The organism is Paraconexibacter algicola (genome assembly GCF_003044185.1).
GTDB classification, from domain to species: domain Bacteria; phylum Actinomycetota; class Thermoleophilia; order Solirubrobacterales; family Solirubrobacteraceae; genus Paraconexibacter; species Paraconexibacter algicola.
In genome coordinates, this window is the sequence record NZ_PYYB01000001.1 from 1,001,035 (window position 1) to 1,026,707 (window position 25,673).

General features: G+C 74.0%; 26 protein-coding genes and 1 tRNA gene. 13 read left to right on the plus strand and 14 right to left on the minus strand.

The window, feature by feature from the left end:
- Positions 1-29: 29 nt before the first annotated feature.
- Complete coding sequence (locus tag C7Y72_RS04720; RefSeq protein WP_107567435.1) at positions 30-395, minus strand: hypothetical protein; 366 nt, start codon at positions 393-395, stop codon at positions 30-32.
- Positions 396-528: 133 nt separating this feature from the next.
- Here C7Y72_RS04720 and C7Y72_RS04725 point away from each other — a divergent pair, with 133 nt between their 5' ends.
- The 3 genes from C7Y72_RS04725 to C7Y72_RS04735 all read left to right on the plus strand — a co-directional run bounded on the left by C7Y72_RS04725 (position 529) and on the right by C7Y72_RS04735 (position 4,912).
- The gene (locus C7Y72_RS04725) at positions 529-1,629 is read left to right on the plus strand and encodes a ferredoxin reductase (RefSeq protein WP_107567436.1); all 1,101 of its coding nucleotides are present in this window, start codon (positions 529-531) and stop codon (positions 1,627-1,629) included.
- A complete protein-coding gene (locus C7Y72_RS04730) occupies positions 1,626-2,819 on the plus strand; it encodes a fatty acid desaturase family protein (RefSeq protein ID WP_107567437.1) in 1,194 nt (397 codons plus the stop codon). Before C7Y72_RS04725 ends, C7Y72_RS04730 begins: the two co-directional genes overlap by 4 nt.
- 134 nt (positions 2,820-2,953) lie before the next feature.
- Entirely contained in the window at positions 2,954-4,912 is a 1,959-nt protein-coding gene (locus C7Y72_RS04735) for a serine/threonine-protein kinase (protein WP_158276646.1), read from the plus strand.
- Here C7Y72_RS04735 and gad read toward each other — a convergent pair.
- Complete coding sequence (gad, locus tag C7Y72_RS04740; protein ID WP_107567439.1) at positions 4,909-6,294, minus strand: glutamate decarboxylase; 1,386 nt, start codon at positions 6,292-6,294, stop codon at positions 4,909-4,911. The genes C7Y72_RS04735 and gad overlap by 4 nt on opposite strands.
- Positions 6,295-6,326: 32 nt before the next feature.
- Positions 6,327-7,007 carry an FHA domain-containing protein gene (locus C7Y72_RS04745; protein WP_199223858.1) on the minus strand — a complete coding sequence of 227 codons (681 nt, stop codon included), beginning with the start codon at positions 7,005-7,007 and terminating at the stop codon, positions 6,327-6,329.
- A 96-nt stretch (positions 7,008-7,103) separates the two neighbouring features.
- Between C7Y72_RS04745 and lipA the strand changes: the two genes are divergently transcribed.
- The 7 genes from lipA (at position 7,104) to C7Y72_RS04780 (ending at position 12,841) form a co-directional block, all read left to right on the plus strand.
- Entirely contained in the window at positions 7,104-8,105 is a 1,002-nt protein-coding gene (lipA, locus tag C7Y72_RS04750; RefSeq protein ID WP_107567440.1) for a lipoyl synthase, read from the plus strand.
- A gap of 24 nt (positions 8,106-8,129) precedes the next feature.
- Positions 8,130-8,897, plus strand: a complete 768-nt coding sequence (locus C7Y72_RS04755; protein WP_107567441.1) for a rhomboid family intramembrane serine protease — start codon at positions 8,130-8,132, stop codon at positions 8,895-8,897.
- Positions 8,897-9,079, plus strand: a complete 183-nt coding sequence (locus C7Y72_RS04760; protein ID WP_107567442.1) for a hypothetical protein — start codon at positions 8,897-8,899, stop codon at positions 9,077-9,079. The genes C7Y72_RS04755 and C7Y72_RS04760 overlap by 1 nt, the downstream gene beginning before the upstream one ends.
- Positions 9,076-10,035 (plus strand): D-alanyl-D-alanine carboxypeptidase family protein, encoded by a 960-nt coding sequence (locus C7Y72_RS04765; RefSeq protein ID WP_107567443.1) that lies wholly within the window; start codon positions 9,076-9,078, stop codon positions 10,033-10,035. Before C7Y72_RS04760 ends, C7Y72_RS04765 begins: the two co-directional genes overlap by 4 nt.
- Positions 10,036-10,064: 29 nt before the next feature.
- Entirely contained in the window at positions 10,065-10,322 is a 258-nt protein-coding gene (locus C7Y72_RS04770) for a hypothetical protein (RefSeq protein ID WP_107567444.1), read from the plus strand.
- 124 nt (positions 10,323-10,446) lie between these two features.
- Positions 10,447-11,661: an acyl-CoA dehydrogenase family protein gene (locus C7Y72_RS04775; RefSeq protein WP_107567445.1), complete on the plus strand. Its 1,215-nt coding sequence runs from the start codon at positions 10,447-10,449 to the stop codon at positions 11,659-11,661.
- Positions 11,662-11,716: 55 nt separating this feature from the next.
- Complete coding sequence (locus tag C7Y72_RS04780; protein ID WP_107567446.1) at positions 11,717-12,841, plus strand: acyl-CoA dehydrogenase family protein; 1,125 nt, start codon at positions 11,717-11,719, stop codon at positions 12,839-12,841.
- 115 nt (positions 12,842-12,956) lie between these two features.
- Here the strand turns inward: C7Y72_RS04780 and C7Y72_RS04785 are convergent, their stop codons facing one another.
- On the minus strand, positions 12,957-13,637 hold the full coding sequence (locus C7Y72_RS04785) for a zinc metallopeptidase (RefSeq protein ID WP_107567447.1): 681 nt from the start codon (positions 13,635-13,637) through the stop codon (positions 12,957-12,959).
- Positions 13,638-13,727: 90 nt separating this feature from the next.
- Between C7Y72_RS04785 and C7Y72_RS04790 the strand changes: the two genes are divergently transcribed.
- Positions 13,728-14,381, plus strand: coding sequence for a DUF2461 domain-containing protein (locus tag C7Y72_RS04790; RefSeq protein ID WP_107567448.1), 654 nt, complete (start codon positions 13,728-13,730; stop codon positions 14,379-14,381).
- Positions 14,382-14,394: 13 nt separating this feature from the next.
- On the opposite strand, the gene C7Y72_RS04795 is transcribed toward C7Y72_RS04790, so the two are convergent.
- From C7Y72_RS04795 to C7Y72_RS04815, 5 genes are all read right to left on the minus strand, one after another.
- Entirely contained in the window at positions 14,395-15,309 is a 915-nt protein-coding gene (locus C7Y72_RS04795; protein WP_158276647.1) for a LysR substrate-binding domain-containing protein, read from the minus strand.
- A gap of 190 nt (positions 15,310-15,499) precedes the next feature.
- Entirely contained in the window at positions 15,500-15,931 is a 432-nt protein-coding gene (locus C7Y72_RS04800; RefSeq protein WP_107567450.1) for a response regulator, read from the minus strand.
- A gap of 47 nt (positions 15,932-15,978) precedes the next feature.
- Positions 15,979-16,413 (minus strand): response regulator, encoded by a 435-nt coding sequence (locus C7Y72_RS04805; protein WP_107567451.1) that lies wholly within the window; start codon positions 16,411-16,413, stop codon positions 15,979-15,981.
- Positions 16,410-18,680, minus strand: coding sequence for an ATP-binding protein (locus tag C7Y72_RS04810; RefSeq protein ID WP_107567452.1), 2,271 nt, complete (start codon positions 18,678-18,680; stop codon positions 16,410-16,412). Before C7Y72_RS04810 ends, C7Y72_RS04805 begins: the two co-directional genes overlap by 4 nt.
- The gene (locus C7Y72_RS04815; RefSeq protein WP_107567453.1) at positions 18,677-19,225 is read right to left on the minus strand and encodes a biliverdin-producing heme oxygenase; all 549 of its coding nucleotides are present in this window, start codon (positions 19,223-19,225) and stop codon (positions 18,677-18,679) included. The genes C7Y72_RS04810 and C7Y72_RS04815 overlap by 4 nt, the downstream gene beginning before the upstream one ends.
- Before the next feature lie 97 nt (positions 19,226-19,322).
- Here C7Y72_RS04815 and C7Y72_RS04820 point away from each other — a divergent pair, with 97 nt between their 5' ends.
- A complete protein-coding gene (locus C7Y72_RS04820; RefSeq protein WP_107567454.1) occupies positions 19,323-19,841 on the plus strand; it encodes a hypothetical protein in 519 nt (172 codons plus the stop codon).
- Positions 19,842-19,881: 40 nt separating this feature from the next.
- The gene (locus C7Y72_RS04825) at positions 19,882-20,331 is read left to right on the plus strand and encodes a hypothetical protein (protein WP_107567455.1); all 450 of its coding nucleotides are present in this window, start codon (positions 19,882-19,884) and stop codon (positions 20,329-20,331) included.
- 9 nt (positions 20,332-20,340) lie between these two features.
- Here the strand turns inward: C7Y72_RS04825 and C7Y72_RS04830 are convergent.
- From C7Y72_RS04830 to C7Y72_RS04850, 5 genes are all read right to left on the minus strand, one after another.
- Positions 20,341-20,413 (minus strand) — tRNA-Ala (locus tag C7Y72_RS04830).
- Positions 20,414-20,427: 14 nt separating this feature from the next.
- Positions 20,428-21,774, minus strand: a complete 1,347-nt coding sequence (locus tag C7Y72_RS04835; protein WP_107567456.1) for a patatin-like phospholipase family protein — start codon at positions 21,772-21,774, stop codon at positions 20,428-20,430.
- A 96-nt stretch (positions 21,775-21,870) separates the two neighbouring features.
- Entirely contained in the window at positions 21,871-22,773 is a 903-nt protein-coding gene (gene ypfJ / locus C7Y72_RS04840) for a KPN_02809 family neutral zinc metallopeptidase (RefSeq protein ID WP_107567457.1), read from the minus strand.
- Positions 22,774-23,024: 251 nt separating this feature from the next.
- Positions 23,025-23,711 carry a hypothetical protein gene (locus C7Y72_RS04845; protein ID WP_107567458.1) on the minus strand — a complete coding sequence of 229 codons (687 nt, stop codon included), beginning with the start codon at positions 23,709-23,711 and terminating at the stop codon, positions 23,025-23,027.
- 29 nt (positions 23,712-23,740) lie between these two features.
- Positions 23,741-25,672: a diguanylate cyclase gene (locus C7Y72_RS04850; RefSeq protein ID WP_107567459.1), complete on the minus strand. Its 1,932-nt coding sequence runs from the start codon at positions 25,670-25,672 to the stop codon at positions 23,741-23,743.
- Position 25,673: the final 1 nt, after the last annotated feature.

The following is a 25,673-nucleotide window of genomic DNA, read 5'->3' on the forward strand; positions in this document are numbered from 1 at the left end:
GCGCGTGCTCGCGGCGCCCGCGCCGCGTGCTACTCGCCGGCGTTCGCAGCCGCGACGCCCAGGGCGACGGCGCCGGCGGCGGTGAGGCCGCCGAGGACGGCGGTGGTCTTGGGGAGGCTGCCGTCGCGACCGCCGAGGACGGCGCTGACGACGTCGGCGGCGTCGGTGAGGACGCCGATCTTGATCCAGGTCGCGCGGGACGGGCCGGTCGTGGCGTTGGTGCCGACCGCGAGCGCGACGTCGCGGGCGCCGAACAGACGGGCCATGTAGGAGGCCTGCGGGTTGGCGTCGACGTCCATGCCGAAGAGCTTGCCGAGGGTGTTGGGGGCGACGAAGGCTCCGACGCCGACGGCGATGCGGAGTCCGGTGAGGAGCTGGAGGGGGTTCTTGGCCATGGACGCGACCCTAACCGGATGCGCCCACCTCCTGTCTCTATTTGACATGAAACGATGTCACATGATTCCATGACATGTGATGCACGACGCTCCCCGGTTGCTCCCGAACCTCCGACAGGCGTAGCGTCCCGCCATGGTCGAACACGGCGCTGCGCCCAAGATCTCCGGCCTCCGACGACTGCTCGTCGGAGCCGCCCGGACCATCACCACCCCCCTCGTCCCCGACGACTACCTCGGCCTGCTCGACCCGCGCTGGTCCGCGCGCGAGCTCATGGGCACGATCGTGCGCCTCAAGCCCGAGACGCCGGACGCGACGACCGTCGTCGTGAAGCCGTCGTTCCCCTGGCCCGGCCACCGGCCCGGCCAGTACCTGCGCATCGGCGCCGAGCTCAACGGCATCCGCCACTGGCGCGCGTACTCGCTCACGAGCGATCCCGACCATCCCGAGGGCCTCGTGTCGATCACCGTCAAGCACGTGGAGGAGGGCCTCATGTCGCCGTTCTTCACGCGACGCGTCCAGCCCGGCGCCATGGTCTACCTCGGGCAGGTCGAGGGCGAGTTCCGCCTGCCCGACCCGCTCCCGCACAAGGCGCTCTTCTTCAGCGCCGGCTCCGGCGTCACGCCGATCTGGGCGATGATCCGCGAGCTCGAGCGCCGCGACGCCCTGACCGACGTCGTGCATATCCACTGCGCCCGCGAGCCCGAGACCGTCATCTTCGGCGAGGACCTGCGGCGGATGCACGCCCGCTACCCCGGGTACACGCTGCACGAGCACCTCACCGGACAGGTCCCTCGCATCACCCCCGACACGCTCGCCGAGCTCGTGCCGGACTGGGCGGAGCGCGACACGTTCCTCTCCGGTCCCCGCGAGATGATGGACGTCTTCGAAGACCACTGGAAGACCGTCGGCGACCCCGACCGGCTGAACATGGAGCGCTTCCAGCCGATCATCGGTCGCGGCGACGCGGAGGTCGGGGGCGGCGGGACCGTCCGCTTCCGCGTCACCGACGTCGAGGCCACCTGCGCGCCCGGCGTCTCGATCCTCGTCGGGGGTGAGGAGGCCGGTGGCCTGCTCCCCTACGGCTGCCGCATGGGGATCTGCCACACCTGCGTCGGCCGGCTGCGCGCCGGCCAGGTCCGGGACCTCCGCACGGGCGAGGTCCACGGCGAGCAGGGCCAGACCGTCCGTACCTGCGTCAACGCCCCGGAAGGACACGTGGAGATCGAGCTATGACCACCGCCACCTACACCAGCGACCACCCGAACCATCCGCTGCACCGCCTGACGCCCGAGCAGATCGAGGAGATCGGCGACGCGTTCCAGGCGATCCACGACGAGGTGAAGGCGGACCTCGGCGAGCGCGACGCCCAGTACATCCGCAACCTGATCCTGTTCCACCGCCGCCTCGCCGCCCTCTCGCGGATCGTGCTGATGGCCTCGCGCTACCCCCCGGCGTGGGTGCTCGGCACCACGGGACTCAGCGTCGCGAAGATCCTCGAGAACATGGAGATCGGGCACAACGTCCTGCACGGCCAGTGGGACTGGATGAACGACCCGAACATCCACTCCTCGACCTGGGACTGGGACACCGCCTCGACCGCGGAGTCCTGGAAGCACTCGCACAACTACCTGCACCACACGTACACGAACGTCGTCGGCAAGGACAAGGACGTCGGCTACGAGATCATGCGGGTCGACCCCAAGCAGCAGTGGGAGCCGCGGTTCCTCGCGCAGCCGGTCGTGAACGTGCTGCTGATGCTCCTGTTCGAGTGGGGCGTCGCGCTGCACGACCTCGACATCGAGGCGATCCGCAAGGGCAAGAAGGACCCGAAGGAGCTCAAGCGCGAGCTGCGCGGCATCGGTCGCAAGGCCGGCCGGCAGATCCTCAAGGACTACATCGCGTTCCCGGCGCTGAGCGGCCGCAAGGGCTTCAAGGCGACGTTCGCCGCGAACTTCACCGCGAACCTCGTGCGGAACATCTGGTCCAACGCGATCATCTTCTGCGGCCACTTCCCCGACCAGGCGTACACGTTCACCGAGGAGGAGGCGGCGGACGAGTCGCGGGGCGCGTGGTACCTGCGCCAGCTGCTCGGCGCGGCGAACATCGACGGCAGCGACACCTTCCACCTGATGAGCGGCAACCTCAGCTACCAGGTCGAGCACCACCTCTTCCCGGACATGCCGAGCAGCCGCTACAAGGAGATCGCCCCGAAGGTGAAGGCGATCTGCGAGCAGTACGAGCTCCCGTACAACACCGGCCCGTTCCTGCAGCAGTGGCTGATGGTCCAGCGCACGATCCTGCGGCTCGCCTTCCCCGGAGGCGAGGAGCGCCCGAAGGCGCCGCCGTACGTCGCGCCGCCCGAGGTCCAGGACCCGGGCCCGGTCGTCGCGAGCGCGCAGGGCCCGATCCCCGCGTTCCCGTGAGCGGCACGGGGGTGGGTGCGGCCCATCCCCTGGGTGGCTGACCGCGGGGTCGGGCGCGCGTAGCGTCCGGCCCCGTGGAGTCCCCGCCGCCCGACAGCCATCCGCGCACCGCACCGGAAGTAGGATCCCGGGCCGTGCTGGCCCCCGGGACCGAGATCGCCGGCCATCGCGTCCGGCGCGAGCTCGGGCGCGGCACGACCGCGATCGTGGTCGAGGCCGACCCGCCCGGCGGCGGCGCGCCGGTCGCGCTGAAGGTCCCGCTCTCCGGGACCGCCGACGACCCGACGGTGCGTGCGCGGTTCCTGCGCGGCGCGCGCGCCCAGGCGGCGCTCGCCCATCCGGCGGTCGTGCGCGTGCACGCGGTCGGGGAGAGCCCGGTCCACGGGCCGTGGATGGCGATGGAGCTCGTGCGTGGCGCGACGCTCGGGGAGCTGCTGGGCGTCGGCGAGCTGCCGGGGGGCCGCGCGCTGCGGGTGCTCGAGCAGGTCGCGGGCGCGCTCGACGCCGCGCACGCGGCGGGCGTCGTGCACCGGGACGTCAAGCCGTCCAACGTGCTCGTCGACGGTGACCGCGCGTGGCTGGCGGACTTCGGCCTGGCGCGCGGGGACGAGGACGACGAGGCGACCACGCGCGCCGGGGCGGTCATCGGGACGCTGCCCTACCTGGCCCCGGAGCTCGTGCGCGGCGGGCCGCCGTCGGCCGCGGGGGACCGCTACGCGCTCGCGGCGGTCGCGCACCAGCTGCTGGTCGGGGAGACCGTGTTCCCGCGCCCGACGGACGCCGCGATCCTGTTCGCGCACGTCGAGGAGCCGCCACCGGCGGCGAGCGCCCGTCGGCCCGCGCTGCCGGCGGCGGTCGACGCCGTGCTCGCGCGCGGCCTCGCGAAGGAGCCCGCCGACCGCTTCCCGACCGCGACCGCGTTCACGGACGCGCTGCGCGACGCGCTGGGCCCCGCGGCGGCGCAGCTGCCGTCGCCGGTGCCCGCGACCCGCGCGGAGGCCTCGACCGTCGACCCGCCGTCGGGGGCCGCTCCCGCGGCGCCGGCCCGGGACGAGGCCCCGCCCGCGCACCCCGCGCCGTCGACTGCCGGAGATCGCCGGGACGCGGCCGGCGTGACCCCGCCGCGCCGCGCGCGACCCGGCCGGCGGCTGCTGCTGCTCGGCGCGCTCGCGGCGGCGGGGGCGGCCGCCGGGGTCGTCGTGCTGGTGCCCGCGGAGGACCGTGGTCCCGCCCGGGCCGCCGACGCTGTCCCGCCGGTCGGCAGCGGCCTCGTGGCGATCGGCAGCGCGCTCGACGGACCGGCCGACGAGCTGCGGGGCCGCGACTGCCGCGACCGGGTCCCGTCGGGCAGCTCGCCGGCGTGCACGGTGCTGCAGACCGAGCTGCCGGGCCGCCGGACCGTCGTGCCGACGACCGGCGCGATCCGCGCGTGGACCGTCCGCGGCGCGCGCGGCGAGCTGGTCCTGCAGGTGCTCCGCCGGCGGGGCGGCGAGATCTTCCAGGTCTTCCGCTCGCAGCCCACGGTCGTCCCCGACACCGGCGTGCACCGCTACCCGCTGGCGCTGCCCGCGCTGGCCGGGGACCTCGTCGCGCTCGCGGTCCTGCCGGGCGCCCGGGTCGGGTTGCGGCCCGCGGCGGGCGCGCGGACCGAGCGGTGGTTCGGCCCGGTGAGCGCCCAGACCGGTCCCGGCCGGACGACGGGGTTCGCCTACGACGTGCAGATGCGCGTCGAGCTCGAGCGCGGCGCGACGGTGCCCCCGCCGCGGCTGCTCGTCGGCGCGGAGGCGGCCCGGGCGCGCGCGGGCCGGGAGGTCGCCGCCTCCGAGACGCGCCTGCCGGACGGTCGCCGCGTGCGCGTCGCGCTCGTCGAGGTGGGAGGCGCGGTGGTCGTGGACCTCTTCCGCGGCGGGGTGCGCCGCGCGCGCAGCGTCGTGCCCGACCTGCGGCCCGGCGGTGAGGTCGTCGAGTTCAAGGCGTTCGAGTCCCCGGGCAACGACAGCCAGCTGAACGTCGGCTGGCGCAACCCGGGCACGCGCAGCGACATCGCCCACTACTTCGGGCTGCTCGCCGAGTCGCTGGAGTACTACAGCTAGTGGTGGAACGCGGTCGGCTCCCCGCCGACCGCGCCGCGCCCGGAGAGCGCGGCGACGACCTCGCCGAGGTGCTCGACGAGCTTGGCGGCGAGCTCGGGACCGAAGCCGTTGCGGACGACGACGCGCAGCACGGCGAGGTCCTGCAGGCCCTCCGGGAACGTGTACGCGGGCACGAGCCACCCGTACTGCCGCAGCCGGGCGGACACGTCGTAGACGTCGAAGGCCGTCTCCCCCTCGCGGATGCGCACCGCGAAGACGGGCAGCTCGCTGCCGTCGGACACGAGCTCGAACGGCTCGATCTCCGCGATCCGCGCCGCCATCCAGGTCGCGGTGTCACGCGAGGCCTGCTGCACGCGCCGGTAGCCCTCGAATCCGAGCCGCAGCAGCTCGTAGTACTGGGCGACGACCTGGGCCCCGGGGCGCGAGAAGTTCAGGCCGTAGGTCGGCATGTCGCCGCCGAGGTAGTTGACGTGGAAGACGAGCTCCTCCGGGAGCGCGTCGCGGCTGCGCCACACCGCCCAGCCGACCCCGGGGTAGACGAGCCCGTACTTGTGGCCGGACGCGTTGATCGATCGCACGCGCGGGACGCGGAAGTCCCAGAGCAGGTCGGGGTCCAGGAACGGGGCGACGAACCCGCCGGAGGCGGCGTCGACGTGCACCGGCACGTCCAGGCCCGTCTCGTCCTCGAGCGCGTCGAGCATCGCGGCGATCTCGGCCACGGGCTCGTAGCTGCCGTCCATGGTCGAGCCGAGGATCGCGACGACGCCGATCGTGTGCTCGTCCACGAGCGGTCGGGCGCTGTCGGCGTCGAGGTGGGTGCGGCCGGGGGCCAGCGGGGCCTGGCGCGCCTCGACGTCGAAATAGCGGCAGAACTTCTCCCAGCAGACCTGGACGTTGGCGCCCATCACGAGGTTCGGTCGCTCCACGGACGCGCCGGCGGCGCGGCGCCGCGCCTCCCAGTGGCGCTTGAACGCGAGGCCGGCGAGCATGCACGCCTCGGAGGATCCGAGCGTCGAGCAGCCCGTGGCGCCCTCGCCGTCCGGGCGGGTCGGGGCGTTCCACAGGCCGGCGATCATGCTGACGCAGCGCGCCTCGATCTCCGCGGTGAGCGGGTACTCGTCCTTGTCGATCATGTTCTTCTCGTGGCACTCGGCCATGAGCCGGGCGGCCTGCGGCTCCATCCACGTCGTCACGAACGTCGCGAGGTTGAGCCGGGCCTGCCCGTCGAGCAGCAGCTCGTCGTGCACGACGCGATAGGCGGTCTCGGGGTCCATCTCGCCGTCCGGGAGGCGGTGGCGCGGGAGCCGGTCGGCGCCTCCGGGCGGGGCGTGCTGGGGACGCACGGAGAGCGGCGGGGCGTCGGGCCGGTGGGCGTGGAGCATGGGCGCGACGCTACCGGTCGGGCGCTGCGTGCTCAGCCGGGCGGGGCGAGGTCCGCGGCGCGGACGAGACCGGTGGCGAGCGCGCGCCGCGCGAGCTCGGCGCGCTTGCGGTTCTGCGGCAGCTCCTCGACCCCGAGCTTCTGGAACAGCGACCGCAGTTGCGTCTTGACGCCGGGGATGGAGAGGACGAGCTCGTCGGCGATCTCCTGGTTGGACGCCGGCGACGCGACCCCGCCACTGGCGGCCGCCCACGGCCGGCACAGCGCGACGAGCACCCGGTGCTCGGCGGGCGTGAGCTTGGCGGCACCGGCGGTGTCCTGGGCCTGGACGGTCTCGACCGCCTGCTGCGCGGGGGCGCGGACGACGAGCACGGTGCGCCCGACGCGCACGAGATCACCGGGCTCCAGCGCCCGGCGTCCGGTGACGCGGTCGGGGCCGACGAAGGTGCCGTTGCGGCTGAGGCCGTCGTCGACGACGGTCCAGCGCGCGGCGACGCGCTCGAGTCGCGCGTGCGAGCGCGAGACCTCCGGGTCCCAGTCGACGGTGACGTCGTTCTCGACCGCGCGCCCGATCGTGACGAGGTCCCCGTCGAGCGCGTGGAGGACCAGGCGGGCGTCCCCGGCGCGGTAGGCGAGGTACGGCACGCCGCCGCGGTCCGCGGCCAGCACCGCGGACAGCTCGCTCGCGGTCAGCTGGTAGGGCCCGAGCGCCACGGCCCGCATCATCGCGCAGCCCGGCGCCGTCGTGGGCGCGCCGACACCGGATCGAGACCCGGGGCCGCCGACGGGCGATCTGTAGCCTGGATGGCGATGGCCACGACGCCGAAGACGACCGACGACCGGCACCTCTCGACGCGCTCGCGGCGCAACCCGGGCGGCATCGACGTGGTGCAGTTCCTGGGCAGCGAGGGCGTCCCGATCCGCGAGCGCAAGCCGCCGTGGTTCAAGGTCCCGGCACCGGGCTCGCCGCGGTACCTCGAGCTGCGCCAGCAGATCAGGGACGAGGACCTCCACACGGTCTGCCAGGAGGCCGCGTGCCCGAACATCGGGGACTGCTGGGAGCGCGGCACGGCCACGTTCATGATCCACGGCGACACGTGCACGCGGCGCTGCGGCTTCTGCAACGTGCGGACCGGCAAGCCGACCTGGAACGACCCGCTGGAGCCGGCCCGGGTGGCGCGCTCGATCGCGAAGATGGGCCTGCGCCACGCGGTCATCACGAGCGTCGACCGCGACGACCTGCCGGACTACGGTGCCGGGATCTGGGCGGCGACGATCCGCCAGGTCCGCAAGCAGGCGCCGCGCTGCAAGATCGAGGTGCTGACCCCGGACTTCCGCGGGGCGGACATGCCGCTGGCGCGCGTGATCAACGAGGGTCCGGACGTCTTCAACCACAACGTCGAGGTCGTGCCGCGCCTGTACCCGATCGCGCGTCGCGGGTCGACGTGGGAGCGCTCGACGCGCGTGCTGCGGACCGCGAAGTTCTACGGCGGCGACCGGCTCTCGACGAAGTCCGGCCTGATGGTCGGGTTCGGGGAGACGGTCGACGAGGTCGTCGAGACGCTGAAGCTCCTGCGCGAGGCCGAGGTGCAGATCATCACGGTCGGCCAGTACCTGCGGCCGACCGAGCGGCACCTGCCGGTGATCCGCTACTGGCACCCGGACGAGTTCAAGGAGGTCGAGGAGCGCGGCATGGCGCTGGGCTTCGACCACGTCGCGTCCGGGCCGCTGGTGCGCTCCAGCTACCACGCCGACCTGCACGTCCAGCAGGACGAGCCGGGCGTCGGCCCGGTCGCTGCCGCCTCCGCGTAGCGCGCCCCGTACCCTCCCGGAGCGGTGTTCCCGCTCAAGGACAACATCCCGACCGACCGGCTGCCGGTCGTCACGCTGACGCTGATCGCGCTCAACGTGCTCGTGTACCTGCTGCTGCAGCGGCCGGGGTCGATCCTCGGGGATCCCGACCAGCAGTTCATCGTCGACTGGGGCGCGATCCCCTACGAGTTCAGCCACCCGGGCGACCAGTGCGGGATCCTCGGCTCGCAGCTCGTGTGCGACGGACCGAGCGTCGAGGTCACCGGCCCGCCGACCGTCCTGACCGCGTTCAGCTCGATGTTCCTGCACGGCGGCCTGCTGCACCTCGCCGGGAACATGCTGTTCCTCTGGATCTTCGGGAACAACGTGGAGGACGCGATGGGCCGCGCCCGGTTCGTCGCCTTCTACCTGCTCGGCGGCCTCGCCGCGCTGGGCCTGCAGATCGCGGTCGGCCCGGACGAGATCGTCCCGACGGTCGGGGCGTCCGGGGCGGTCGCCGGGGTGCTCGGCGGCTACATCCTGCTGTATCCGCGCGCCCGGGTCGTCACCCTGATCTTCATCGTCTTCTTCTTCACGATCATCGAGCTGCCCGCGACCCTGATCCTCGGCTTCTGGTTCTTCCAGCAGATCGCGTTCGGCGCTCTGGACCTGACGAACCCGACCGGGGGCGGCGGCGGCGTGGCGTACTTCGCGCACATCGGCGGCTTCCTGTTCGGGCTCGTCGCGATCCGCCTGTTCGCGACCCGCGTGAAGGATCTGCCCTTCGGGGGCGCGAAGTACCCGGTGTACTGATGTCCAACGAGCACCGCACCGTCCTCGGCCTCGCCCTCGCGTTCACGCTGCTGCTCGGCGTGTTCACGATCGCCGACCTCGTCGACACCGGCCCCACGCCGCTGTCGCTCGTGTCGCTGATCGTCCTGGCGATGTTCGCCTTCGGGATCATCGGCGCGCTGCGCCAGCCGCCGGACCGGTGAGACGGCGCCCGCTGGTCCTCCTGCTCACCGCCGGCCTGGCGCTGGGCGGCTGCGGCCTGCTCGACGACGGGCCGCGCACGCCCGCGGTCGTGACCCCGGCGGTCCCGGCGCTGCCGCTGACGCCCCCGCAGGAGGCCAACGGCGCGCTGCTGGTGGACGGGGGCCCGAAAGCGCTGGACCTGCGCCTGGACGCGACGGCGATGGATCCCGTCCGCGTGGCGTTCAAGCGGCCGCCCGCGGCGGGCCTGCTCGTCGACATCGACAGCGGCGAGGTGCTCTGGCGGCTGCGGCCGGTGACCCCGCTGCCGATCGCGTCGCTGACGAAGATCATGACCGCGGTGCTGACCGCCGAGCGGACGGACGCCGACGAGAAGGTGCGGATCTCCGCACGGGCGCGCAACGTCGAGGGCTCGAAGATCGGGATCCTCCCGAAGAAGCAGCGGGTGCGCCTGGAGACGCTGCTCAACGGCCTGATGCTCGTGTCGGGGAACGACGCGGCCGTCGCGCTGGCCGAGCACGTCTCCGGGACGGAGACGGCGTTCGTCGCGCAGATGAACGAGCGGGCGAAGGAGGAGCGGCTGGCCTGTACGGCGTTCGCGTCGGCGAGCGGGATCGTCGACGAGGGCAACCGGTCGTGCGCCGTGGACCTGGCGGCGATGGCGAAGCTCGCGCTCGACCAGCCGCGCGTGGCGCGGATCATGAAGCGGCGCCGCGCGGTGCTGCCGTTCCCGACGAAGGGCGGCCGCATCTACCTGTACGGCCACAACTACCTGATCCGGGACGGCTACCCGGGCGCGCTGGGCGTGAAGACCGGGTACACGGACGCGGCGGGCCGCTGCTTCGTCGGGGCGGCGGAGCAGAACGGCCGGCGTCTGGTCGTCGTGCTGCTGCACTCCCCCGACCCGGGCAGGCAGGCGACGCAGCTGCTCAACCGCGGGTTCTCGCTCGGCACGTAAGTTCCGTCGGCGGCCGCGGTTGGGCGGACATGACCATCACCCACACCATCCGCTCCGCCGCCGCCGTCCTCGTGACCGCCGCGGCGCTCGCCGCTCCTGCCGCCGACGCCGCCCCCCGCCCGGTGGGCGGGCTGAGCGCCGGCCCCGTCCAGCCCCAGGTGACCTGGGACCACGCGAAGTGGAAGCAGTGCTGGACGCTGTCCTACGCGCAGGGACGCCAGGACGGGCTCTCCCCGAACGGGGCGACGGCGTACGCCGACCTCGTCTGCGGCGACCCGCCGAAGTGACCCGGAGCGGGCGCCGCCGGACCCCCGGCGGCGCACTTCCAGAACAGGCGCTCTGTCGCTCGTTGGCGCCGTGCCAACAGTGCTACGGTCCCTCCTGACTGACCAGTCGACCAAGGAGAACAGGGTGGATCTGAACGACACCCCCGAGCAGGCCGCGTTCCGCGCCAAGGTGCGCGACTGGCTCGAGGCGAACAAGGCCGACGCCCCGCCCGCCGGCGGCGACAGCGGTGACACGGCCTACATCGACAGCCGCCGCGCCTGGCAGCGCAAGCTCGCCGAGAACGAGCTCGCCGGCCTCACGTGGCCGAAGGAGTTCGGCGGTCAGGGCCTCGGCCCGATCGAGCAGGTCATCGCCAACCAGGAGATCGCCGCCGCCGGCGTCCCCGGCATCCTCGACGTCATCGGCATCGGCATGATGGGCCCGACCCTCATCGCCCACGGCACCGACGACCAGAAGGCGAAGTACCTCGGCCCGATGCTCCATGCCGACGAGGTCTGGTGCCAGCTGTTCAGCGAGCCCGCCGCCGGCTCGGACCTCGCCGCGGTGCAGACCCGCGCGAAGGACAACGGCGACGGCACGTACACGCTCAACGGGCAGAAGGTCTGGACGACGTACGCGCAGTTCGCCTCCTACGGGATGCTGCTCGCGCGCACCGATCCCGAGCAGCACAAGCACAAGGGCCTGACGATGTTCGTCATCGACATGAACACGCCCGGCATCACCGTGCGCGGCCTGCGGCAGATCACCGGGGAGGCCGAGTTCAACGAGGTCTTCCTCGACGACGTCGTCGTCCCGGCCGAGAACATCGTCGGTCAGGTCAACGGCGGCTGGGCCACCGCGCTCACCGTCCTGATGTTCGAGCGGCTCACGATCGGCCTGGGGTCCGAGGGCTTCGGCTACCGCGCCGACCGCTTCGCGACCGCGCTGGCCGACGACGCGGCCGCCGCCAAGGACCCGACGACCCGCAAGCGGCTGGGCGAGATCTCGACCGAGCTGCTCGCCGTGCGCTTCAACGGCTACCGGACGCTGACCGCGCTGGCGAAGGGCCAGATCCCCGGCCCGGAGGCCGGGCTGGCGAAGGTCACGACCGTCAACGCGGCGATCGCGGCGGGCGACCTGCTCGCCGACGTGATCGGCCCCGACGCGCTCTCCGAGGAGAGCGAGTGGTACCACATGATCTCGTTCCTCCCGGGCCTGAAGTCCGCGGGCGGCACCGAGGCGATCCTGCGCAACACGATCGGCGAGCGCGTGCTCGGCCTGCCCCCGGAGCCGCGGCTCGACAAGGGCATCCCGTTCAGCGAGCTGCGCGCCAAGGAGAAGGAGGCGGTGACGGCATGACCGGGCGTCATCGATCGACAGCAGCTGGCGACGACACGAAGGGCGGTCCGTCCCGATGAACCTCGCACTGAGCGACGAGCAGGAGTTCCTGCGCGAGGCGGCGCGCGGCGCGCTGTCGCGCTTCAAGACCGTCGAGGCCGCGCGTGACGCGCTCGAGGGCACGCCGCTGCCCGACCTCTGGACGGTGGCCAAGGACGCCGGCTGGCCCGGCCTCCTCGTCTCCGAGGAGCACGGCGGCGCCGGCCTCGGCGTGTTCGACGCGCTGCTCGTCGCGGAGGAGACCGGTCGCGTGCTCGCGGCCGTCCCGTTCCTCGGCGTGCTCCCGGCGACGCTGATCCTCGACGCCGCCGGCCACGGCGACGTGCAGGCCGTCGCATCCGGGGAGACCCGGGTCGCGTACGTGCCCGCGCGCCCGCCGAGCGCGACGGTGGACGGCTGGACCGTCGATCCGGCGCGCGGCAAGGCCCGCCCGGCGGCACCCGCCGCGACGGTGGACGGCGACACGGTGACGCTGAGCGGCACGGTCGCCTGGGTCCCGGACGCCCCGGAGGCCGACCTGCTGGTGGTCGTCGGCGTGACCGCCGACGGTGCGCCGGTGGCGGCCGCGGTGCCCGCGTCGGCCGCGCAGGTCGACACGGTCGCCGGGTACGACGCGACGCGTGCGCTGGCACACGTCACGCTCGACGGGGCGCAGGGCGACCTGCTCGACGTCGACGAGGAGGTCCTGCACCGCGCCTGGTACCTCGCGCACGCGATCCTCGCCGCGGAAGCGATCGGCACGATCGCCACGACGCTCGACATGAGCGTCCAGTACGCGAAGGAGCGGTTCACGTTCGGCCGCGCCATTGGCTCCTACCAGTCGATCAAGCACGAGCTCACCGAGGTCCTGCGGACCCTGGAGAACGCGCGCTCGCTGCAGTTCTACGCGGGCTACGCGGGCGAGTCCAAGCAGGACGAGTTCGCCCTCGCGGCCTCCGCGTTCCGCTCGGCGGCGGGCACGGCGCTCGACCACGCGGCACGCTCGAACATCAACGTGCACGGCGGCATCGGGGCGACGTGGGAGCACGACGCGCCGCTGTACTTCCGCCGTGCGCAGCTCGCCCGCCGGCTGCTCGGCGGCACCGGCGACGCGACGGATCGCGTCGCCGACGAGCTCCTGAAGTCCGCCGCGGCGGCCTGACGGTCCCGGCTCTGCCGCCGCGCCCGGGAGAGCTCCCGGCGCGGCGGCGGTGGGGTGTCGCGTCGCCCTCCGCCCCGCGCGATCGCGCGCAGGGCGGGTCACGGGCGAGACGTCTTCAGTCCTGCAGGTAGGCGAGGACGAAGTAGATGAGCTGCGACAGGGCGGCGATCGCACCGACCACGTAGGTCATGGCGGCCGCGGTCAGCACCTTGCGGGTGCCGCTGCGCTCCACGTCGGTGACGAGCCCCATGCCGGCGAGCTGCACCTGGGCGCGGCGCGACGCGTCGAACTCGACGGGCAGCGTCACGAAATGGAACAGCACGGCGACGGCGTAGAGCGCGATCGCGACCTGGATGAGGCCGATCGCGTTCATGAACGCACCGGCGAGCAGCAGGAAGATCCAGGTGGACGAGGCGAACGCGACCGCGGGGAAGAGCGCGGAGCGCACCTGCATCGGCGCGTAGGCTTTGTCGTGCTGGATCGCGTGCCCGACCTCGTGCGCGGCGACCGCGGCAGCCGCGATCGACCGGCCGGCGAAGACGGGCTCGGACAGGAAGACGCCGCGCGAGCGCGGGTCGTAGTGGTCGCTCAGGGGACCACCGGGCGACGGGTGGACGGGAACGCCGTGCAGGCCGTTGGCGTCGAGGATCCGGCGCGCGACCTCCTCGCCGGTCATGCCCGACTGCACGCCGATCTCGCTGTTCGTCGCGAACGTCCGCTTCAGCCACCACTGGGCGGCGAGGCCCAGGACGAGCGCGGGGACGAGGAAGACGAGGTACATCACGATGCCATCCATGAGTCGATGGTACGTCCGGTCGGTCGGGCTTCAGGAACGTTTTAGGAGGTCCAGCCGATCGGACCCCCACCGATCGGTAGCGTGGTCGCGATGCCCGAGTTCACCGGCTTCCCGCCCGCGGCGATCGCGTTCCTGGAGGACCTCGAGGCACACAACGACCGCGACTGGTTCAAGGCCAACCGCGACCGCTACGACGACCATCTGGTGGCTCCGGCGCTCGCCCTCGGCCGGGACCTCGCGCGGTTCGGCCCGGTGCGCCTGTTCCGGCCGTACAACGACACGCGGTTCCATCCGCGCCCGCCGATCAAGGAGCACATCGGCATCCCGTTCGGGTTCGAGGGCGGGATCGGCTGCTACGTCGAGCTGAGCCTCGACGGGCTGCTCGTGGCGGCCGGCGTGTACCGCACCGAGCGGGACCAGGTCGCCCGGCTGCGCGAGGCGGTGGCCGACGACCGCACGGGTCCGGCGCTCGTGCGGGCGCTGGGGAAGGCGCGGCGCGCGGGCCTCGAGCCGCAGGACCCGGACCTCGTGCGCGTGCCGCGCGGCTACGACGCCGATCACCCGCGCGCCCCGCTGCTGCGCCATCGCCGGCTGGTGGTCGGCCACCGGGAGGCGACGCTGCCGGACTGGCTGCACAGCGCGGAGGCGGGCGAGCGGATCGGTGCGTGGCTGGACGCGGCCGCCCCCACGGTCCGCTGGCTGCGCGAGCACGTCGGGCCGCCGCGGACGGGCGCGCCGGCCTGACCGCGCCGCGCGGTCAGAGGCGGCCGTCGCGCGCGGCACGGACGGCCTCGACGAACGAGGCGACGACCGGGGACGTGTCCCGTTTGCGGAACGCGACGGCGAGCTCGACGCGCGGGGCGGGGCCGACGATGTCGCGGTAGACGACGTCGTGGCGGTCGAGCGCGCGGACGGACGCGGGCACGAGCGACACGCCGAGCCCGCTGGCGACGAGCCCGACGACGGTCTGCAGGCCCTCCGCCTCCTGGACGACCAGCGGGGCGGCGCCCTCGGCGGCGAGCGCGCGCTGGATCGCGTCGTGCTGGCCGGGCGCCGCGGCGGCGGAGAGCTGCACGAACCGCTCGCGCCGCAGGTGCACGAGGGTGAGCGACGGCATGCCGACGAGGTGATGGTCCTGGGGCAGCACGACGACGACGGGCTCGTCGGCGAAGTGCTCGATCTCGATGCCCTCGGCGGACACGGGCGGGCGCAGGAAGCCGACGTCGATCTCGCCGTGGACGAGGCCGTCGACCTGGGCGGCGGTGCCGAGCTCGCGCAGCGTGAGGTGGACGCCGAGGTGCTCGGTGCGGAACCGGCGCAGCACGTCGGGCACGCGGCCGTACATGGCGGAGCCGACGAAGCCGATCGACAGGCGGCCGAGCTCGCCGCGGTCGGCGCGGCGCGCGACGTCGACCGCCTGGTCCATGGCGGCGAGCACGGCGCGCGCCTGCTCGAGGAACGCCTGCCCGGCGACGGTGACCTCGACGCCGCGCCGGTTGCGGATGAGCAGCTCGACCCCGAGGGCCTCCTCGAGCGTCTTGATCTGCTGGCTCAGCGGCGGCTGGGACATGTGCAGGCGCTCCGCGGCACGCCGGAAGTGGCGCTCCTCGGCGACGGCCACGTAGGAGCGCAGGTGACGCAGCTCGATGCGGTGCGGGGCGGGCTCGATCACGGGCGTGCCCCCCAACGCAACAGGGCCACTCCGAGAAGTGGCCCTGACGTACTACGAGGGAGGAGAGGGTGCAACTCGGCGATCACCAGGATATGAGGGCGACCGCTGGTTTGAAGTTGCTCGGCAAGCCTACGGCGAAGGTGCACGCATCTCCAATATCAGATCCGGACCCTGTGAGAGGCCTGGCGTATCAGTCGCGGGCGGGGATGACGGCGTCCAGCCAGAACGACCGCAGCGCCAGGATCCGGCGGCGGAACTCGCCGGGATCGAGCGCCTTCTGCACGTAGCAGTTCGCGCCCCCACGGTAGGCGGCGTGCACGTCCCCGGGACTGCCGGAGGTGGTGAGGATGATGATCGGCAGCACCCGCAGCGCGTCGTCGGCCTTGACGTGCTCGAGCACCTCGCGGCCGTCGGTGCCCGGCAGGTTGAGGTCGAGGACCACCAGGCCGGGGGCGGCGACCTCCGCGTAGGCGCCGCGGCGGAAGAGGTAGTCGAGCGCCTCGTCCCCGTCGACGCAGCGGTCGACCCGCAGGTCGGGCTCGACGGCGTGGAACGCGCGGACGAGCGCCTCGAAGTCCTCGTCGCTGTCCTCGACCGCGAGGATCGTGCTGTACGCCGCCACCGCCCTGCACTGTACCCGGGACCGCGCGGCCCAGCCGCCCCGGCGCGTCAGTCGTCGCAGTCCGTCGGCAGGACGACCGCGTCGAGCCAGAAGCTCTTCAGCGCGGCGATCGACCGCTCGTAGTCGTCCGGGCGCAGGGCCTTGCGGACGTAGGCGTTGGCCCCGTCCCGGTAGGCACCCGTGACGTCCTGCGGCGCCGCCGAGCTGGAGAGCACGATCACCGGCAGCGCCCAGCCGTCCGGCTGCGTGCGCTTGAGCGTGGCGAGCACCTCGCGCCCGTCCGTGCCCGGCAGGTTGAGGTCCAGCACCAGCAGCCCGTAGCCGTGGTCGCCGGCCAGCCGCGCGAGCGCCTCGTCGCCGTCGCAGGCCCGGTCGATCCGAGCCTCGGGCGCGAGCCGACCGAAGGCCCGGCTGAGCGCGTAGAAGTCCTCGTCGGAGTCCTCGGCGACGAGGATCGGCCGGCTGACCGGACGCGCCGTCATGCGTCCGGGTCCTTCAGCGTGAAGCACATCTCGGTGCCCTCCCCGTGGACCGACTCGGCCCAGATCCGGCCGTGGTGCCGCTGCACGATCTTCTCGGCGAGCGTCAGGCCCGCCCCGGTCCCGCCGCCGAAGCGGTCCCGGGCGTGCAGGCGCTTGAAGATCCGGAAGATCGTCTCGAGGTGCTTCTCGCGGATCCCGATGCCGTTGTCGCGCACGACGAACGCGGGCTCCGGCGCGCCCGCACCGGGCGGGGTGCGCGGCTCGTGCGTCACCTCGATCCAGTGCTCGTCCTTGTCGGGGTCCTGGTACTTGATCGCGTTGGAGACCAGGTTGTTCAGCAGCTCGCGGACGCGGACGGCGTCGCAGCGGACCGTCGGCAGCGGCCGCGGGACGCGGACCTCGATCCCCCGCAGCGACCCCTCGTGGATCGCGAGCGTCTGGGCGAGCACGTCGCCCATGTCCGTGTCGGCGACCGCCAGGTCGATCCTTCCGACGCGCGAGTAGTGCAGCAGCGTGTCGATGAGATCCTCCATGCGGCCCGCGAGCCGCATGATCGTCGCGACCTGGTCGCGGCCCGCCTCGTCGAGCTCGGCGAGGTGGTCCTCGGTGAGGTAGTGGACGTAGTTCGTCAGGCCGCGCAGCGGCTCCTTGAGGTCGTGCGAGGCGATGAACGCGAACTGGTCGAGCTCCGCGTTGGAGCGCTCCAGCTCGAGGTTCAGCGCCGCGAGGTCCTCGGCGCGCCGCACGACGACCCCGACGATCGTGGACCGCAGCTCCTCGGCGGCCTGCAGCTCGGCGGCCGTCCAGGGCTGCGCGCTGCGGTCGACCGTCTCGCGCCAGAGCGCGAAGGACCGGCGCGGCTGCAGCCGCATCCCGTCCGGGGACTGCTCCACCGGCTTGGTCGGGTCGCCGCCCCACGACACCGTGCGCACGACCTCGGGCCGCAGCCACAGGATCCAGTCGCGCCGGTCGACGGACACCGGGGCGCCGAGGACGCCGGCGGCGACGTCCCGCACGTCGTCGAAGGACGGCTCGTCGCGCGGGAGGGTGGCGGTCACCAGCAGCGGGGACCCGTCGTCGCTGCGGCGTACGTGGCGCAGCAGCGCGTCGACGCGCTCGGGCGGCGGGGTGCGACCCAGCAGCACGCGCTCGTCGCCCACCTGCACGATCGCCCCGGTCGCGCCGACGACGTCGAGCAGCCGCTCGTCGCCGACGAGCGCGGACGGGAACGCCTCCGGCTCGGAGAGGCGGTCGACGAGCTCGCGCTGCACGCCGCGGATCCGCGCGCGCTCCGCGTGCTCCTCGCTGTCCTGCGTCGTGGAGAGGTGCAGCGACACGACCTCGCCGAGGAACTCCGCGGCGGCTCGCAGCGGCCACGGGAGCTCCTTGCGGTCGCCGTGGTGGCAGGCGATCAGGCCCCACAGCCGGGAGCCGTCCATGAGCGAGATCGTGAGGGTGGCGCGCACGTCCATGTTCGCCAGGTACTCCAGGTGCATCGGCGAGACGCTGCGCAGCACGGCGTGGCTGAGGTCGACCGGCGCGCCGGTGTCGGACCGCGGCGGCGGTTCGAGCACGGCGGGCTCGTAGCGGATGTCGGGGATCGCCCGGACCCAGTTGGTGCGGTAGAGCTCGCGGGCCTGGACCGGGATGTCGGACGCGGGGTAGTGCAGGTCCAGGAACGACTCCAGGTCCGCGCGGCGGTGCTCGGCGATGACGTGGCCGGACCAGTCGGGGGCGAACCGGTAGACCATCACGCGGTCGAAGCCGGTCATCGCGCGGACCTCCTGCGCGACGCGGTCGGCGAGCTCGACGACCCCGGTCACCCCGGCGAGCCGGCGCAGCACCTCGCGCACGCCGGCGTAGCGGTCGTCGTGCCCGGCGCGGTCGCCGGCGGGCACGAGCTCGAGCAGCAGCAGCCCGTCGTGGCGGTGGGCGAACGCGTCGAGGCGGCGGGTGTCGCCGTCCCCGCCGATCCAGCCGACGGCGATCGGTCCCGCGCCGCGGTCCTGGAGGCCGGTGAGCTCGCGGGCCAGGGCGGCGGCGTCCGGGACGCCGGCGGCCTGCGGCAACGGCGTCCCGAGGAGCTGCGGCACGGGGACGCCGAGCAGCTCGGCGGCGTTGGCGCTCGCGTGGCGGATGACGAGGTCCGGCTCGTCGAGCACGAGCAGGACGCCGTGGGGCTGGATCGCGCCGGGCACGTGGATCGGCTCGCGGTCGCAGGTGGTCAGGTCGACCGGGGTGCCCGCGGGCAGCGGCTGCAGGCTCATCGCAGCACGCCCTCGGTCTCCAGCCAGTCCTCGAGCGCCGCGAAGGTCTCCTGCGCCGCCCCGACCGTCTCGTCGGGGTCGTCGTCGTGCGCCGCGAGCGCCTCCTGGAACCGTCGCCACATGGGCCCGGTCTGCCCGCCGTAGGGCGCGAGGAACCGCACCGCCTGCGGGGCGGGGTCGGGGAGCGTCGCGCGCACGTGGCGGCTGATGCCCGCGCCGCCGAGCGTCGCGCCCTCCACGACGTACGCCGCGCCGAGCGCCCGCGCGGTGGTCGCCAGGTCGGGGATCGGGGCGCGCCGCGCCGGAACCGGCGCGCCGAGGTCGCGCAGGTCGGCGCCGAGGCCGGGGAGCTTGCGGCGCGCCGTCAGGTCGGGGAGCGCGGCCCGCAGCCCGGGGTGGGCCTGGAGCGCCTCCTCCAGCGGGGCGTGGAAGCCGTGCATGCCGCGCAGCACGGCGCGGTAGTCGTCCAGACCGCGCAGCACGCCCGGCAGGCCGAGCCGCCGCTCGAGCCGGTGGTGAGCGACGCGCGTCGCAGCTCTCAGCATGGGGGCGAGCGTCTCGATCGCCCGACCCTAGCGCGCCGCCCCCGGCGGCCGAGCGGTGCGCGGCACGACGGGGCGCCATCCCCTAGCCTCCGGCGCCGTGCGCACCACGTCCCGCCGACCGGCCGTCCTGCTGCTCGTGCTCCTCGCCGGGATCCCGGCGGCCGGCTGCGGGAAGGGCGAGCTCGTCCTCGACGGCGACCGCGAGCCCGCCTCCGCCGCGCCACCCGCCCCCGCCCCGTCCTCGAGCGCGGCGGTCCGGGCCGCGATCCCGGACGGGCTCGCCGCCCCCGAGCGCGGCGCGGCCGAGATCGTCCTGAAGTACGCGCGGGCCGTCGCCGACGGCGACTACGCGCGGGCGTGCGCGACGCGCGTGCGCGCGGAGCGCACGCGCCTCGCCCGCGCGTCTGGCACGTGCGAGCGCGCACTGCTGCTGAACTTCCGCGGCCGCCCGCGCGAGCTGTTCGCGACGATGGAGGTCGCCGCCGTGCGCATCCGCGGGGACCTCGCAGGTGTCGACCTGCGCCAGCCCGGCGGCCGCACCGAGCTCACCCTCGTCGCGCGACGGGTGCGCGAGCGCTGGCGCGTCGAGGACGTGCCCGACGCGCGCAAGCCCTGAAGGCGCGTGGGTTGCCCGGGCGACGGGTAGGACGGCGATCATGCCCGCCCGACCGCTCGTCCTCGCCGCGTCCATGCTCACCCTCGCGGTCGTCCTGCTCGCCCCCGGCGGCGGTCCGGCCGCCCCGGCGGACGCGGACGCCGCCAAGCCCATCCGGGTGTCGCTGAGCTTCTCGTTCCAGCGGGACGCCGGTGCCCGGCTGCGCCAGGCGACGCTCATCTGCGAGCCCGACGGACGCATCACCGCCTCCGGGTGGCTCGCCAACCGTCCGAAGCGCGCGTGCGAGGTGGCCCGGCGCCAGACGAGCCTGCTGCTGGCCGGCCCGGCCCGCGGTGAGGGCGGGACCTGCCTGTCGCAGGTCTACGGGCCGCAGCGCGGCCGGATCTACGGGACGCTCGCGTCGCGTGGCGTCAACCGCGCGGTGTCGCGGACCGACAGCTGCCGCGAGCGCTTCTACCAGGCGGTGCGACCGCTGTTTCCGAAGGGCTGACCGACCGAGTGGAGCCAGACGGATTCGAACCGACGACTTCCTGCTTGCAAAGCAGGCGCTCTACCAACTGAGCTATGGCCCCGCGGTGAGCCGAGTCTAGCGCCGCCGCAACGACCGCCACTCGTCGATGGCGAGCTGCTCCCGGGCGGCCTGCGTCTCGACCTGGTCGACGTGGAAGTCGTGCGCGGCGTCCGAGCACCAGAAGCGCGGGTGGCGATCGAGCCAGCGCTGGGCGTCCGCGGCCCCGGCGGCGAGCAGCTCCTCGACGAACAGCTCGTCGAACAGCAGGAACGACAGCAGCTCGCCGCGGGCGCGCGTGCGGTCCCCGCCGAGCAGCCGGGACATGAGCGGGTAGTCGATGTCGCGCAGCCCGCGCAGGCCCGAGTAGCGCTCGCGGAACACGCGGTCGGCGATCAGCCCCATCTCGCCGCGCCGCTCCGGCGCCACCAGCGCGTAGGAGATCTTGCGGTAGGGCAGCCGGCCCCGCGCGGTGCGGTAGGCGCGCGCGGACCGTGACGTGCTCGACCCGGCCGCCGCGCCCTCCACGAAGAACGAGTTGATCGACACCATCCGCTGGAGGTCGTCGGAGACCTGGTCGACCAGGAGCCCGTCGACGATGTTCGCCGCCACGTCCGCCATCCGCGGGATCGGGGGCTTCTCCGGCGGCTGCGCGCGCGGCGCGAACGGCTCGAAGCCGATGATCACCACGCGGTCCGCGCCGAGCGCGAGCGCCGGCGCGATCGGGGAGTTCTGCCGCGTGCCGCCGTCGATGTAGAAGTCCGCCGCCGCCTTCGGGACCGTGACCTCCACGGGCGGGAACAGCACCGGGATGGCCGCCGAGGCGCGCACGTGCTCCGGGGACATCGAGGGGACGCGCACGTAGCGCAGGTCGTCGCTGGCCGACTGGCGCGGCAGCCGCCCCTTCGTCTCCACGAACGCGACCGGCTGGCTGCGGGTGAGCGCGGTCGCGACGACGCAGACCGCGTCGATCAGGCCGTGCTTGACGTTGCGGTGCAGCGCCAGCCAGTCGATCCACTGCGCGAGACTGCGCTGCAGCGGCGACGGGTCGAGCACCGAGGCGAGCCGGACACCCGGGACCTCGAGCAGCTCGCCGAGGAAGCGCGCGGCGACGAGCGGCAGGCCCGGCCCGAAGACCGGCTTGATGACGTCGGACTTGCGCATGTCGCGCCAGCGCGACAGGGCGATCTCCGCGATCTCGTCGGCGCCGCGGTCCGCCAGGGACCCCAGCAGCGCCGCGTTGATCGCGCCGACCGAGGTGCCGCAGACGATGTCGACGCGCTCGCCGCGCCGCTCGAGCTCCGGGAGCAGCACGCTGAGCGCGCCCGCCTCGTAGGCGCCGCGCGCGCCGCCGCCCGGGAGGACGATCGCGGTCTTCGGTCCGGTGCCGTTCGTGGCGGTGGTGGAGGAGGAGCCGTCGGGCATGCGGGTGGGAAGACTGTCGCAGCGGGTCCGGTCCCGGGCTTTGGCCCCGGGGTCCAGGCCCGTCGGTCGATCGTGGCCGTGCGGTCGAGCGGAACCCTAGAGGTCGGCGGAGAAGGTGTCGCAGCGCTCGGGATCGCCGCTGTCGTAGCCGCGCCGGAACCACGTCTGGCGCTGGGCGGCCGAGCCGTGCGTCCAGGTCTCCGGGTTCACGTCCGCCCCGGCGGCCTCCTGGATGCGATCGTCGCCGACGCTCTCGGCGGCCGCGAGCCCCTCCTCCAGGTCCCCGGACTCGAGCAGCTCCCGCGTGTAGGCGGCGTGGCCCCAGACGCCGGCGAAGCAGTCGGCCTGCAGCTCCTGGCGGATCGACAGGTCGTTCTCCCGGTCGGGCTCGCGCTCGCTGCGGGCGCGGACCTGCTCGTCGATGCCGAGCAGGTTCTGCACGTGGTGGCCGATCTCGTGGGCGATCACGTAGGCCTGCGCGAAGTCGCCGGGCGCGCCGAAGCGGTCCGACAGCTCGCGGAAGAACCCGAGGTCGATGTACACGCCCTGGTCGGGCGGGCAGTAGAACGGGCCCGTGTCGGAGGTGCCCGTCCCGCACGCGGTCGACGTCCGCCCGCGGAACAGCTCGAGGGTCGCGTCGCGGTACTGCTCGCCGGAGCGCCGGAACTGCTCGCGCCAGACGCCCTGCACGTCGTCCAGGACGAAGCTCACGAAGTCGACCTGTCGCCTCTCCGGGTCCGGGGCGTCGGCGTCGAGCGCGTCGTCGGTGGCGGCCGGGACCGTCGGGCCGCCGAGCTGCTCGAGGATCTCGCCGAGCGCTCCGCCGCCCGACCCGGTGCTGCCGCCGTCGCCGCCGGTGCCGACGAGCAGCGCGACGATGATCACGATGATGGTGCCGAGGCCGCCGCCGAGCTTGCCCGGCAGCGGGATGCCGCCCCCGCCGGTGGAGGCGCGGCGGTCACGGAGATTCCCGCTCCGCTTTCCGGGGCTCCAGCGCATGCGCGGATCCTAGTGCGCGGATGGGAAAGGGCGGGGCGGCCGGGGGTTCCGACCCGGACGCCCCGAAGATCCCTTCGCGCCCGCGCGGCGTGGCGCGGGCGGCTGGACCAGCTGCGGGCCGGCGGTTCCCCAACGACCGGCTCGCGTGGTGTGTGCGTCCCTCCGGTCATCGGCGCGGCGACCGGTCCGCTGAACGGGGATGGACGTTCGTCCGACGCGCCCCGGTGCCGTCCACCGGCGCGGATCGCGACTCAGAACTCGAAGTCGCGCGGCGGCTTCTGCTCGAACCAGAGCCGGTCGTGCTCCGGCGTCTCCTCGAGGAACTCCGGGGTGTCCTCGAGCACGTCGTGCTCACCGGGCTCCTCGTCGGCCGGGACGACGTCGCGCGGCGCCAGCGGCGCCGGCTCCGGCGCGCGGGCCGGCGGATCCGCGGGCGGGGCGGCCGGCGGGGCCGGGGCACCGCCCATCGCCTCGAGGTCGTCGAGCGAGAACGCCTGCGTCGGCTGATCGGCCGCCGGGGCGGCCGCAGCGGGCTCCGGCGCGGTCGGCGCGACGGGCTCGTAGGCGGGCTCGGCGCGCGGCGGCTCGGGCTCGCGCGCGACCGGCGGCGCCTCGTCGGCGGGCGCGGGCGGTTCGTACGCGGGTGCCGGCGGCTCGGCCACGGGCTCCGGCGTCGCGCGCGGGCGCTCGGCGGGCGGCGCGACCTCGCGCGCGACCGGCTCATCGGCGAACAGGCCCGCGTCGGACGCCTCGCGGTCCGCCACGGGGGCGTCCTCGGCGGCCGTGGCCGCACCGGGCGGCTGCAGGTCGATCGCTGGATCACCGCGGCGGATCGGCCCGAAGGCCTCGTGCTCGAGCTGCGCCAGCTTGCGGGCGTCCTCCCCGCTGCGGCGCTTGAGCTCGAGGTGCTCGCGGATGGCGTCGTCGAGCAATCCCATACCGGTGACTACCCTAGCGCCGTCGCCGGTCAGCCGATGCGCTGCGCGCGCTCGGTCCGGTTCTTGCCGCTGTGCTTGGCGGCGTAGAGCGCCTCGTCGGCGGCGGCGATCAGGGCCCGCACGTCGTCCGCGGTCCCTGGCACCTCCGCCGCACCGAAGCTCGCGGTGATCCGCAGCGTCGTGCCGTCCTCCGGGAGCGGCAGCTCGAGCTCCTCGATCCCCTGCCGCAGCCGCTCGGCGAGGTTGTACGCGCCCTCCAGGTCGGTGCCGGGCAGCACGATCGCGAGCTCCTCGCCGCCGTAGCGGGCGGGCTCGTCGATCTCGCGCGCGGTCGCCTTGAGCACGCGCGCCACCTCGCGCAGGACCTCGTCGCCCAGCTGGTGGCCGTGCGTGTCGTTGACGCGCTTGAAGTCGTCGATGTCCAGCAGCACGAGCCCGACCGGCTGGTCGAAGCGCTTGGAGCGCTCCACCTCGGTCGCCAGCGCCTCCTGGAAGCGCCGGCGGTTGGACAGCGTCGTCAGCTCGTCGGTGACCGCCTGCCGCTCGACCGTCTCGTGCAGGCCCACGTTCTCGACCGACACGCCCGCCTGCCCGGCCAGGTAGTGGAAGAGCTCGCGGTCCTTGTCGTCGAACGGGACGCCACGCCGCGCCACGGCCATGATCCCGGTGACGCGCGGCGGGCCGTCCGGGCTCTGGTCCGGGGCGGTGCGCAGCGGGTGGGCGAGCGCGTGCAGGTCGCCGCTGGACACCGTCGCCGGGCGACCGGTGGCGAGGACGTCGGACTCCCCGAGCCGGATGATGTCCTCCAGGCCCGCGGGATCACCGCCCACGGCCAGCTGGCGGAACTCGCCGCCCTCGTCGGGGCGCAGCGTCGCGCGGGCCGCCCCGCCGGGGCCGGCGACGCCCTCCACCGCGGTGCGGACGAAGATGTCCAGCAGCGCCTCGCGGTCGAGGTTCGACGCGGCGGTGTCGCCGATCGTCCGCATCGCGCTCGTCAGGCGGACCTCCTCACGCTGCAGCGCCTCGACCTTCTCCTGCAGCTGCCGGCTCATCGCGTTGAACTCGGTGCCCAGCGCGGCGAACTCGTCGCGGCCGACGGTCGGCACGACGATCCCGAAGTCCCCCTCGCCGATCCGCCGGGCGGCCGCGAGGAACTCCGCGATCTGCCGCTGCAGGGCGCGCGCGACGATCAGCGCACAGAGGAACGCGAGCACGAAGAACCCGGCCAGGAGGCCGATCGCGAAGCCGCGCGAGGACTGCCGGTCGTTCGTCGTGCGCGCCTCGTCGGCGAGCACGGTGATGCGGGTGCGGCCGCCGTCGAACGCGGGCGCGGTGAAGCTCGCGCTGCGGTAGGAGATGCCGCCGAGCTCGACGACCGACGGGACCGTCGGCAGCACGCCGGGCTGCACGTCGGCGAGCGTGTCGATCGGCGCCCCGCGCGGGCGCGACACGACGACGTCGAGATCCGTGGCCTCCTTCACGAGCGTCGCGTAGGAGCGCGGGCCGGTGGTCGAGACGAGCAGCGAGCCGAACGAGCGGCCGCCGTCGTCGCGCAGCTCCCGGACCGCGGGGAAGACCGCGTCACGCGACCCGACGTCGACGAACGTGCCCGCCGGACGCCGGATCACCAGCCGCTTGAGCTCGAGCTCGCCCACGAGCGTCGCCGCGCGCCGCCGCGCCGCGGCGGCGTCCCCGGCGCGCAACGCGGTCGCCAGCAGCACGTCCTGGGAGACCTCGACCGCGGCACGGTCGGCGTCGTTGCGCGCCCGCTCCTGGAGGTTGATCGCCGCCTCCTGCCGCGCCGCCAGCCGCGCGTCCGCCTTGGCCGACTCGTTGTCGTCGAGCAGCCGGAAGACGATCACGCTCAGCGAGATCATCGGCACGATGACGATCGCGACGAAGAAGAACGTCAGCCGCCCGCGAAAGCTGCGCAGGAAGCTGAGGAGGCGGGACGTGGGCATG

Excerpts from the sequence above, each read along its gene's own strand:
- C7Y72_RS04720 (WP_107567435.1), bottom strand. The coding sequence starts at position 395 with ATGGCCAAGAACCCCCTCCAGCTCCTCACCGGACTCCGCATCGCCGTC.
- C7Y72_RS04725 (WP_107567436.1), top strand. The coding sequence starts at position 529 with ATGGTCGAACACGGCGCTGCGCCCAAGATCTCCGGCCTCCGACGACTG.
- C7Y72_RS04730 (WP_107567437.1), top strand. The coding sequence starts at position 1,626 with ATGACCACCGCCACCTACACCAGCGACCACCCGAACCATCCGCTGCAC.
- gad (WP_107567439.1), bottom strand. The coding sequence starts at position 6,294 with ATGCTCCACGCCCACCGGCCCGACGCCCCGCCGCTCTCCGTGCGTCCC.
- lipA (WP_107567440.1), top strand. The coding sequence starts at position 7,104 with ATGGCCACGACGCCGAAGACGACCGACGACCGGCACCTCTCGACGCGC.
- C7Y72_RS04760 (WP_107567442.1), top strand. The coding sequence starts at position 8,897 with ATGTCCAACGAGCACCGCACCGTCCTCGGCCTCGCCCTCGCGTTCACG.
- C7Y72_RS04770 (WP_107567444.1), top strand. The coding sequence starts at position 10,065 with ATGACCATCACCCACACCATCCGCTCCGCCGCCGCCGTCCTCGTGACC.
- C7Y72_RS04780 (WP_107567446.1), top strand. The coding sequence starts at position 11,717 with ATGAACCTCGCACTGAGCGACGAGCAGGAGTTCCTGCGCGAGGCGGCG.
- C7Y72_RS04785 (WP_107567447.1), bottom strand. The coding sequence starts at position 13,637 with ATGGATGGCATCGTGATGTACCTCGTCTTCCTCGTCCCCGCGCTCGTC.
- C7Y72_RS04790 (WP_107567448.1), top strand. The coding sequence starts at position 13,728 with ATGCCCGAGTTCACCGGCTTCCCGCCCGCGGCGATCGCGTTCCTGGAG.
- C7Y72_RS04805 (WP_107567451.1), bottom strand. The coding sequence starts at position 16,413 with ATGACGGCGCGTCCGGTCAGCCGGCCGATCCTCGTCGCCGAGGACTCC.
- C7Y72_RS04810 (WP_107567452.1), bottom strand. The coding sequence starts at position 18,680 with ATGAGCCTGCAGCCGCTGCCCGCGGGCACCCCGGTCGACCTGACCACC.
- C7Y72_RS04815 (WP_107567453.1), bottom strand. The coding sequence starts at position 19,225 with ATGCTGAGAGCTGCGACGCGCGTCGCTCACCACCGGCTCGAGCGGCGG.
- C7Y72_RS04825 (WP_107567455.1), top strand. The coding sequence starts at position 19,882 with ATGCCCGCCCGACCGCTCGTCCTCGCCGCGTCCATGCTCACCCTCGCG.
- C7Y72_RS04835 (WP_107567456.1), bottom strand. The coding sequence starts at position 21,774 with ATGCCCGACGGCTCCTCCTCCACCACCGCCACGAACGGCACCGGACCG.
- ypfJ (WP_107567457.1), bottom strand. The coding sequence starts at position 22,773 with ATGCGCTGGAGCCCCGGAAAGCGGAGCGGGAATCTCCGTGACCGCCGC.
- C7Y72_RS04845 (WP_107567458.1), bottom strand. The coding sequence starts at position 23,711 with ATGGGATTGCTCGACGACGCCATCCGCGAGCACCTCGAGCTCAAGCGC.
- C7Y72_RS04850 (WP_107567459.1), bottom strand. The coding sequence starts at position 25,672 with ATGCCCACGTCCCGCCTCCTCAGCTTCCTGCGCAGCTTTCGCGGGCGG.